We start from the raw sequence: 1,757 nt of genomic DNA, 5'->3' as shown, positions 1-1,757 counted from the left end.
TCGGGCAGCAACCGTGCCTGTGCGCCCGGCAGGTACAGGCCGGCCACGCCCACGGCGCGGTCCTCGCCATCGAGCAGCGGCAGGAACCACCACTGCGCGCCGGCCAGCGTATCGGTGAAGCGGCCGCTGGGCTGGCCGTGGCGCAGGGCCCAGTCGGCGGCGGCCAAGTCGGTATCGCCGGGCTGGGCGCGGCCGCCGGTGGCGGTGTCGGCGCCAATCCGCAGCCACGCCGGCACGTCCATCGCCTGTTCCAGCGCCTGCCTGCCGGCCTGCGCGACCTCGCCGTTGCCGGCCGCGCTGGCCAGCTGCCGCCCGAGCTGCTGGCGCGCACGCGCATGGCGGTTGGCCGCGCGCAGGGCGATCACCTGCATGCGCAGGCGTGATGCCAGGCGGCCAGCCACCAGTGCGGCGGCCAGGAACAGGAACACGGTGATCACGCCCTGGCGCGCACCGATGGCGAAGGTGAAGCGGGGCGCAATGAACAGGAAGTTGTAGGCGAGGAAACACAGGATCGCCGCCATCACCGCCACGCTGGCGCGCGTGCGTGCAGCGACCAGCACCACTGCCACGATGAACACCATCGACAGGTCGGCCATGCCCACCCAGCGTTCGGCCAGCCACGCCACCGCACAGGCCAGCGCGGTGGCGATCAACGCCTGCGCCGGCTCGTAGCTGATGCCGCGCATCGGCGGCAGCAGGCCTTCGCGTCGCGCCCGCGCGCGCGCCTGCGGTGTGCTGATGATGGTGATCTCGTAATGCGCGCCGCGCTGGATCAGCTGCTGGGTGAGGGTCCGGTTGAACATCCGGGCCAACGGCCGTTCGCGGGTACGGCCCAGCACCAGGGTCGACACACCATTGTGCGCGGCATGATCGAGCAGGGCATCGGCGATGCCAGATCCGTGCAGCAGCTCGGCATCGCCGCCCAGCCGCCGCGCCAGCGCGAACGCCGCATCGATCTCGCGCCGGGTCGCTTCGTCCTGCCGCCGGCCCTGCACCGTCACTACCGTCCAGGGTGCGTCGCGGCGTTCGGCGATGCGCCGTGCCACCCGCACCAGGTACTCGCTCTGGCCGCCGCCATCGATGGCCACCAGCACGCCACGGCGCAGTGGCAGGTTGCCCTCGCCGCGTGCCGCACGGGTTTCACGCAGGCTGCTGTCGACGCGGTCGGCGGCCTCCTGCATCGCCAGTTCGCGCAGCGCGGTCAGGTTGGCCGGTGAAAAGAACGCCTGCAGGGCCTGCGCCGCTTGTTCGGGCACGTACACCTTGCCCTGCTGCAGGCGCGCGATCAGTTCGCGTGGCGGCAGGTCCACCAGCACGATGTCATGCAGGCGGTCGAGCACCCCGTCGGGCACGGTTTCGCTCACGCGCACGCCGGTGATGCGCATCACCACGTCGTTGAGGCTTTCCAGGTGCTGGATGTTGACCGTCGTCCACACGTCGATGCCGGCATCGAGCAGTTCCATCACATCCTGCCAGCGCCGCTCGTGGCGGCTGCCGGGGGCGTTGCGATGGGCCAGTTCGTCCACCAGCACCAGCGCCGGATGCCGCGCCAGCACCGCATCCAGATCCATCTCCTGCAGGGCGTGCCCGTGGTAGGCCACGTCCTTCAACGGCAGCTGCGGCAGACCTTCCAGCAGTGCCTGGGTATCGGTACGGCCATGGGTTTCGACCAGGCCTACCACCAGGTCCACGCCACGGCGCAGCTTTTCCTGCGCGCGGGTCAGCATGGTGTAGGTCTTGCCCACGCCCGGCGCCGC

Annotated in this window: 1 protein-coding gene; it reads right to left on the bottom strand. The window is 71.0% G+C overall.

Annotated features, from left to right (window positions below; genetic code table 11):
• Positions 1-1,757 (bottom strand): DUF4118 domain-containing protein (locus tag ACQKDV_RS19355; RefSeq protein WP_427785845.1); only part of this gene is annotated, 1,757 nt, incomplete at both ends.

Origin of the sequence: Stenotrophomonas sp. NPDC077659, assembly GCF_050268705.1 — a bacterium.
GTDB lineage: Bacteria > Pseudomonadota > Gammaproteobacteria > Xanthomonadales > Xanthomonadaceae > Stenotrophomonas.
This window is presented reverse-complemented; position numbering and strand designations above follow the sequence as displayed.